The organism is Roseovarius sp. BRH_c41, assembly GCF_000961715.1.
Taxonomy (GTDB): domain Bacteria; phylum Pseudomonadota; class Alphaproteobacteria; order Rhodobacterales; family Rhodobacteraceae; genus Roseovarius.
The window spans coordinates 85,441-92,730 of sequence record NZ_LADY01000023.1 but is presented as its reverse complement, the minus strand read 5'-3'; the positions used below and the strand labels follow the sequence as shown (position 1 = coordinate 92,730).

Sequence of the window (7,290 nt, the reverse complement as noted above, 5' to 3'; positions counted from 1 at the left end):
GAATGGAGTATTATGCTGGCTTGGACGTATCGTTGCGGTCCTGCGCGGTTTGTGTTGTCGACGGCAAAGGCACGGTTCTGTACGAGCGAGACCTGCCTTGCGAGATCGAAGAGATCGCGGGGTACCTGACTGCGCTTCCCGTTACGATCGAGCGTATCGGGTTTGAGTCCGGCACCTTGAGCCAGCATCTGTTCTACGGATTGAAGGCAGAAGGGTTCGACGTCGTGTGCATGGAAGCGCGCCAGGTGAGCGCCGCTTTGTCCGCTATGCGCAACAAAACGGATCGCAACGATGCTCGCGGCATCGCCCAGATCTTGCGGACGGGTTGGTTCAGCCCCGTTCACATGAAGAGCCGGGAGGCGCATGGGGTTCGGGCTCTTTTGAGCACGCGGAAGGCCTTGCTCAGCAAGACCATCGATCTGGCCAACGAGGTGCGCGGATTGCTGAAGATATTTGGCATCCGCCTGCCAAAGACGGTGAAGCATGGCAGCTTCGATGGCGTCGTTCGACCGATGATCGAGATCGACGAGGTTCTGGCCCACGCCATGCTCCCGCTGCTGGATGCACGGCTGGTTCTGTATCAGCACTTCCTTGAACTGGATCGGCGGGTCAAACGCGCGGCCAGTCAGGATGAGGTCTGCATGCGCATGATGACGGTGCCCGGTGCCGGCCCCATCGCGGCTTTGACCTTCAAGGCGGCGGTCGATGACCCTGCGCGGTTCAAACGGTCTCGCACCGTGGCCGCCCACTTTGGCCTGACGCCCAGACGATACCAATCTGGCGAGCACGATAATCCGGGCCGGATATCGAAGGCCGGGGATCGAGATGTGAGGGCAACGCTCTATGCTGCCGCCAACGCCTTGCTGATGCGAACGATGGCAGGGTCGCAGATCAAGTCATGGGGCATGCGCCTGATGCGCACCAAAGGGCGCCGCCGCGCCGTTGTGGCTGTAGCCCGGAAACTGGCCGTCCTGCTTCACCGTATGTGGGCGGATGGCACAGAGTTCCGTTCAGAGAAAGTGGAGGGCACGGCATGATCTAACCGCCCAACACCAATCTGAACGGGATCGTCCTCACCGGACGAGGTCTGTGGATGAAGCCGAAAATGGCTGCTGCGCCCCTTGAAGCGCGTCTCAAAGCAAGGCTCTCCACAACCAATCCGACACATGCGTGCAGCGATGTCCCACGCGGCATCAGCCAGACTGCGAAGAGAAGCGTGACCCGGATGAGTGACAAAGATCCCAGACAACAAGGAAAACGAGCTTGACCCGAATGCCCAATTAGAGAAGCCGCCATCCGACACGGTCGCCAATCCCCCTCACACCTTCTCCCGCAGCACCCTCGGCACCTTGAACTCAACCGTTTCCTGTGCGGTTTCGATCTGTTCGACGGTGACGTCATAGCGGGCGTGGAAGGCGTCGATCACCTCGTTGACCAACACTTCCGGCGCAGAGGCCCCAGCGGTAATCCCGATGGAGGTGATACCGTCCAGCGCGCGCCAGTCGATGTCAGTGGCGCGTTGCACCAGCTGGGAGTAACTGCAGCCCGCCCGCGCGCCGACCTCGACCAGACGTTTGGAATTCGACGAATTGGGCGCGCCCACGACAAGCATCGCCTCTGCCCGCTCGGCCATGGCCTTGACCGCCTCTTGCCGGTTGGTGGTGGCGTAACAGATGTCTTCCTTATGCGGGCCGACAATCGCCGGGAACCGCGCCTGAAGCGCCGCTACCACCTCGGCAGTGTCATCGACCGAGAGGGTGGTTTGAGTGACAAAGGCAAGGCGGGCCGCGTCGCGCACCGCAAGCGTGGCGACATCGGCGGGGGTCTCGACCAAGAGCACCTCGCCTGTCGGCAATTGCCCCATGGTGCCCACGGTTTCTGGGTGGCCCGCATGGCCGATCATCACAATTTGCAGCCCGTTCTCATGGTGCCGCTCTGCCTCGATATGCACCTTGCTGACCAGCGGGCAGGTGGCATCGACATAGAGCATCTGGCGCGCTGCGGCCTCCGACGGGACCGATTTCGGCACGCCATGGGCGGAAAATATCACCGGCCGGTTGGTGGGGCACTCATCCAATTCCTCGACGAACACCGCCCCCTTCGCGCGCAGGTCATCGACCACGTATTTGTTATGCACGATCTCATGGCGCACATAGACCGGCGCCCCCCATTTCGCGAGGGCCATTTCGACGATCTTGATGGCGCGGTCCACACCGGCGCAAAAGCCGCGCGGCGCGGCGAGGTAGAGGGTGAGGGGGGGCTTGGTCATCGCGCGTCTCCTGCTTGGGTCTAGAGGTAAGGCAGGGGAGGCGGCAGGTAAAGGGTGAGGCGGGAAATTGCGGGGTGTCCGCCGCCGCCTCATTCGCCCCAGTTACCCCAGCAGCCGCCGCGCGATCACCTGCGCCTGGATCTCGGCCGCGCCCTCGAAAATATTGAGAATGCGCGCGTCACAGAGAATCCGGCTGATGGTGTACTCCAGCGCAAAACCGTTGCCGCCATGGATCTGCAATCCGTTATCCGCCGCAGCCCAGGCCACCCGCGCCCCCAAGAGCTTGGCCATCCCCGCCTCAAGGTCACAGCGCCGCCCGTGATCCTTTTCCCAAGCCGAGAAATAGGTCAATTGCCGCGCCACCATGATCTCGACCGCCATCATCGCCAGCTTGCCCGACACACGCGGAAACTCGATCAACGCGCGGCCAAACTGCTTGCGGTCCTGCGCATATTTCATCGCCACATCGAGAGCGGATTGCGCGACGCCCACGGCGCGGGCGGCGGTCTGAATGCGAGCAGACTCAAAGGTCTCCATCAACTGCTTGAAGCCCTTGCCTTCTTCACCGCCCAGCAGGTTCTCGCCCTTGATGTGAAAATTATCGAACCCCAGTTCATATTCCTTCATGCCACGATAGCCCAGAACCTCGATCTCGCCGCCGGTCATGCCGGGGGTCGGGAATGGTGCGTCATCGGTGCCGGGGGTTTTCTCGGCCAGAAACATCGACAGCCCCCGGTGATCGGTGGTGTCGGGCACGGTGCGCGCCAAGAGCGTCATCACATGGGTGCGCGCGGCATGGGTGATCCATGTCTTGTTGCCCGTGACTTTCCAGTCGCCAGCCTCGTCCTTGACAGCACGGGTGCGCAAACTGCCCAGATCCGATCCGGTGTTGGGCTCGGTAAAGACCGCCGTCGGCAGGATCTCGGCGCTGGCCAGCTTGGGCAACCACTGCGCCTTCTGATCCTCGGTGCCACCGCAGAGGATCAACTCGGCGGCAATCTCTGAGCGGGTGCCCAGAGAGCCAACCCCGATATAGCCCCGGCTCAACTCTTCCGAGACCACAACCATCGACGCCTTGCTCAACCCAAAACCACCGAATTCCTCGGGAATGGTCAGGCCAAAGACGCCCATTTCCGCCAATTCCTCGATGATCTCCATCGGAATGAGCTCATCCTTGAGATGCCAGTCATGCGCATAGGGCTCGACCTTCTCGACCGAAAAACGCCGGAACTGCTCGCGGATCATTTCCAGCTCATCATCCAGCCCTGTCCGCCCCACCGTGATCTCGGCGGACCGCTCCTGCATCAAATCCACCAACCGGCTGCGCGCGGCTTGGGTATTGCCCGCCTGCATCAGCATTGTGGCGGCGGGGTCCATCATCAGATGTGCATCGTCGGGGCTCAGGCCCAGATCCTGAAGCCGCACCATCTCGCCTTGGTTCATCTGGATGCCGCCCGCGATCTGGCTCAGATATTCTCCGAATGCGATTTGCAGGATCAGTTGCTCAACCTCGCCAAACTGATCCTTTTCCTTCAGCCGCGTGGCCCAGGCCTGCATTTGCCGCAGCGCCTCGACATAGGTGGCCAACCACGCCAGCCCATGAGCTGCGGTCTGATGCGCCTCGATGGCCGCCCCCGACACGCGCCCCTCGACAGTGACAAGCGCGCGCACGGCGTCAGTGGCCCGCTCCAGCAAGGCTTCGGTCGGGGCAAGTGCCACACTGGTCAAGGCCAGAAGGTCGCCCAGAATAATCGGCTGTGCCATCGCAAGATCCTGTCCGTCATGTGCCATGAATCGCATCCTTTTCCTGATCTGGTGCCTTTTATCTATTATGCAGGTGCAGCGCAACTATTATGCTTTTTGTCGCAGGGTTTTGTTCTAAAATTGCGTGTTGAAATACTGCACTGCGGCGCAATGCCCCACAGCGCCTGGTTTCAGACGGCACCTGTCCCTGCGTGTTGCCAAAAATGCCTTCAATCCCGCACGCCGCAACATTTCCCTGTTTCGCGCGATTCCGGAAATACCCTAAGACGGTCCCATGGAAGCGTTTTTCGACATAGACCCAATCTGGGGTTGGGCCATGGCCTTTACCGTGGCGGTCTGCGCCGGGATGGTCAAGGGGGTGGTGGGCTTTGCCATGCCCACAGTGATGATCGCGGGTCTCAGCACGATGATGCCCCCCGAACTGGCGCTGGCAGGGTTGATCCTGCCGACGCTGGCCACAAATCTCTGGCAGGCGCTGCGCCAAGGTGCTCTCGCCGCCCTCGCCTCGATCACACATTTCCGGGTGTTCCTGATTGCAGGTGGCGTGATTATGGTCTTTGCGGCACAGCTGGTGCCGGTGCTGCCGCCCTCTGCGATGTTGCTCTTCATCGGCCCACTGATCACGCTTTATGCGGTCTCCACGCTCATGGGACGCGGTTTGCGTCTGCCGCCGGAGCCGGGGATCAAGGGTGAGGCGGGCATGGGGGCGCTTGCCGGTCTTTTCGGCGGCCTCTCGGGGATCTGGGGGCCGCCCACCGTCGCCATGCTAATCGCGCGCGGCACCGAGAAAACCGACCAGATGCGGGTGCAGGGCGTGATCTATGGTTTGGGTGCGCTGGTGCTGCTTGGCTCGCATATCGGATCGGGCGTCTTGCGCGCCGAAACGGTGCCGCTCTCTCTGGCGATGGTCGCCCCGGCGCTCTTCGGAATCTGGATCGGCTTTCGCCTTCAAGACCGATTCGATCAGGCGACCTTTCGCAAGATCACCCTCTGGGTACTGCTGATTGCCGGGCTCAACCTGATCCGGCGTGGCGTCATGCTGCTCTGATCCAGAAGACCTTACAAAACTCGGCCGAAACCTTACAGAGCTTACAGGCGCCTCAGCCCCGATTGACCCGCGCCGCCATGCGCGCGACGAACCTCTCGCGCGCCTCGGGCAGCGGCTTGTTTCCCATCTGCGGTGCCAGATGGGTGCGCAAAAAATGGCCCGTGACCGTCAAGCCTTGCAGGATTTCGGCATCCGGTGCGGGCCCATGTCCCATCAGACAGGGCGGCAATGGCAAGAGCTTGTCCACCCATTCCCCCGCCCCAGCCCGCGACACCGCACGCCCGGTCCTTGGTGATATGTAGCTGAGATCATTTGCCTTTTCCCCCATCACCGCACAGGTGCTCAGGTCCAGACCAAATCCCAGATCCTCCAATAGCGCCAGTTCCCAATGCAGATAGGCTAGGGGCCAGACCTCGGATTCGGCCAGAAGATCGAGCAGAGTCTCTGTGCGCTCATAGAGTGCACCATGCGCTTCGCGCTCGGGCAGGGCAAAGAGCAACAGCGCACAAACGGCATTCAACCCCGCCAAGGTCAGCGGATTCCCCAAAACCCCCGCCCGGGATCGAACAGGTTCCACCCTAAAAGTGCCGATATGATCCTCCAACCGCGCCCGCCATTCCAGATCAAGCTGCGCGCCGGGTTGCAGGATCGGGGCCATTTTGCGCGATGCACCACCGCGCACAACGCCTGCGTGACGTCCGCGCTCTGGCGTGAAAACTTCAATGATTACAGAACTTTCCCCGTGGCGGCGGCTGCTCAGAAGGATACCCTGATCGCGCCAATCCATCGGTCTCTCACGCCTCCAGCCCGTCTTGATCAAGCAGGTGACGACCCTCCCGGTCCTCCACCTCGATCACCCAGAGGTCGGGATCATAGCCCCGCTGCCGGCGAATTGCGGCATCGACACCAGCCTCGTCCCCCTCGGCCAACACAACCCAAACCCGCGCGCCGCTCATCAGGTCAAACGACCGCTGCCAGACCCGCGCCTGACCGTTCAGCGTGTTGAGCTTGACCAGAACTGCGCCGCCGATGTCATCGCCATGCGCCACCACAAAGGCGGGAATCTCCGCCAACCTGAGCCGTGCCAGATAGGCATCAACCCAGAAACGTGCGGTCAACCGGGCCATGCGCCCTCGGTTTCCGCCCGTGCCGTGCGGTTGGAGTTAAGTATTTTGTCAAATAAAAACAATCGCATGCACCTAATTTCCGTCTTTGAAATCCAGCCCCATTTCGGAATAGCGCTCGGATTCTTCCTGCCAGTTCTCGCGAACCTTGACCTGTAGGAAGAGATGAATGCGGCGGCCAAGGAATTCCTCCAACTCCTCACGTGCCGCCTTGGAGACAGCCTTGATCGTCTCGCCCTTGTTGCCCAGAACGATGCCCTTGTGCCCGTCACGCATCACATAGACCACCTGATCAATCCGGGCGGATCCATCCTTGCGCTCTTCCCAGTGATCGGTCTCGACGGTCAGTTGATAGGGCAATTCCTGATGCAGCCGCAGCGTCAGCTTTTCGCGCGTCATCTCGGCGGCGATCATCCGCATCGGCAGATCGGCGATCTGATCCTCAGGATAGAGCCACGGCCCCTCGGGCACTTCACCCGCCAGCCACTGCCGCAGATCGTCCACCCCGTGCCCCTTCTCGGCGGAAATAAGGAACGTCTTTTCAAAGGCAAAGCGCTCGTTCATGTCCTTTGTCAGCGCCAGCAGCACCTGCGCTTGCACGCGGTCGATCTTGTTGATGGCGAGTGCCACCTTGCGGCCCTTGGCGATGCCGCTCAACCCTTCCAAGATGCGCTCCACACCTTCGGTCACGCCGCGATGCGCCTCAATCAGCAGGATTACCACATCGGCATCCGCCGCGCCCCCCCAGGCGGCGGCGACCATCGCCCGATCCAGCCTGCGGCGTGGCTGAAACAGGCCCGGTGTGTCGACGAACACCAGCTGGCTCTGCCCCTCCATCGCCACGCCACGAATGCGCGCGCGCGTGGTCTGTACCTTGTGGGTGACGATGCTGACCTTGGCCCCCACCATGCGATTGAGCAGGGTGGATTTGCCCGCATTGGGCTCTCCGATCAGGGCAATAAAGCCGGCGCGCGTGGTCATGGGATGGGTCTCGACTGTTGTGATTGACAGGCTCTAGCCGATTTGCCGCGCCGCGACCAGAGCCGAGCGTCAGTTCCCACAGCCAAAGGAAACAAAGGTGTGGC

At 61.5% G+C, this 7,290-nt stretch carries 7 protein-coding genes; 2 read left to right on the top strand and 5 right to left on the bottom strand.

Annotated elements, in window-relative coordinates; genetic code table 11:
- Positions 1-2: 2 nt before the first annotated feature.
- Positions 3-1,037, top strand: a complete 1,035-nt coding sequence (locus VR71_RS07440) for an IS110 family transposase (RefSeq protein ID WP_045682514.1) — start codon at positions 3-5, stop codon at positions 1,035-1,037.
- Between the two features lie 281 nt (positions 1,038-1,318).
- On the opposite strand, the gene ispH is transcribed toward VR71_RS07440, so the two are convergent.
- Positions 1,319-2,269, bottom strand: coding sequence for a 4-hydroxy-3-methylbut-2-enyl diphosphate reductase (ispH, locus tag VR71_RS07435; RefSeq protein ID WP_045682512.1), 951 nt, complete (start codon positions 2,267-2,269; stop codon positions 1,319-1,321).
- A 102-nt stretch (positions 2,270-2,371) separates the two neighbouring features.
- Positions 2,372-4,060, bottom strand: coding sequence for an acyl-CoA dehydrogenase family protein (locus tag VR71_RS07430; protein WP_045682510.1), 1,689 nt, complete (start codon positions 4,058-4,060; stop codon positions 2,372-2,374).
- A gap of 247 nt (positions 4,061-4,307) precedes the next feature.
- Here VR71_RS07430 and VR71_RS07425 point away from each other — a divergent pair, with 247 nt between their 5' ends.
- On the top strand, positions 4,308-5,081 hold the full coding sequence (locus VR71_RS07425) for a sulfite exporter TauE/SafE family protein (RefSeq protein WP_045682507.1): 774 nt from the start codon (positions 4,308-4,310) through the stop codon (positions 5,079-5,081).
- 52 nt (positions 5,082-5,133) lie between these two features.
- On the opposite strand, the gene recO is transcribed toward VR71_RS07425, so the two are convergent.
- The 3 genes from recO to era all read right to left on the bottom strand — a co-directional run bounded on the left by recO (position 5,134) and on the right by era (position 7,186).
- Positions 5,134-5,868 (bottom strand): DNA repair protein RecO, encoded by a 735-nt coding sequence (gene recO, locus VR71_RS07420; RefSeq protein ID WP_045682505.1) that lies wholly within the window; start codon positions 5,866-5,868, stop codon positions 5,134-5,136.
- Between the two features lie 7 nt (positions 5,869-5,875).
- Positions 5,876-6,208 carry a DUF1491 family protein gene (locus VR71_RS07415; protein WP_045682503.1) on the bottom strand — a complete coding sequence of 111 codons (333 nt, stop codon included), beginning with the start codon at positions 6,206-6,208 and terminating at the stop codon, positions 5,876-5,878.
- A gap of 72 nt (positions 6,209-6,280) precedes the next feature.
- Positions 6,281-7,186, bottom strand: a complete 906-nt coding sequence (gene era, locus VR71_RS07410; RefSeq protein ID WP_045682501.1) for a GTPase Era — start codon at positions 7,184-7,186, stop codon at positions 6,281-6,283.
- Positions 7,187-7,290 lie beyond the last annotated feature (104 nt).

What these genes read in the sequence shown, in the direction of transcription:
- VR71_RS07440 (WP_045682514.1), top strand. Translation starts at nt 3, where the DNA reads ATGGAGTATTATGCTGGCTTGGACGTATCGTTGCGGTCCTGCGCGGTT.
- ispH (WP_045682512.1), bottom strand. Translation starts at nt 2,269, where the DNA reads ATGACCAAGCCCCCCCTCACCCTCTACCTCGCCGCGCCGCGCGGCTTT.
- VR71_RS07430 (WP_045682510.1), bottom strand. Translation starts at nt 4,060, where the DNA reads ATGGCACATGACGGACAGGATCTTGCGATGGCACAGCCGATTATTCTG.
- VR71_RS07425 (WP_045682507.1), top strand. Translation starts at nt 4,308, where the DNA reads ATGGAAGCGTTTTTCGACATAGACCCAATCTGGGGTTGGGCCATGGCC.
- recO (WP_045682505.1), bottom strand. Translation starts at nt 5,868, where the DNA reads ATGGATTGGCGCGATCAGGGTATCCTTCTGAGCAGCCGCCGCCACGGG.
- VR71_RS07415 (WP_045682503.1), bottom strand. Translation starts at nt 6,208, where the DNA reads ATGGCCCGGTTGACCGCACGTTTCTGGGTTGATGCCTATCTGGCACGG.
- era (WP_045682501.1), bottom strand. Translation starts at nt 7,186, where the DNA reads ATGACCACGCGCGCCGGCTTTATTGCCCTGATCGGAGAGCCCAATGCG.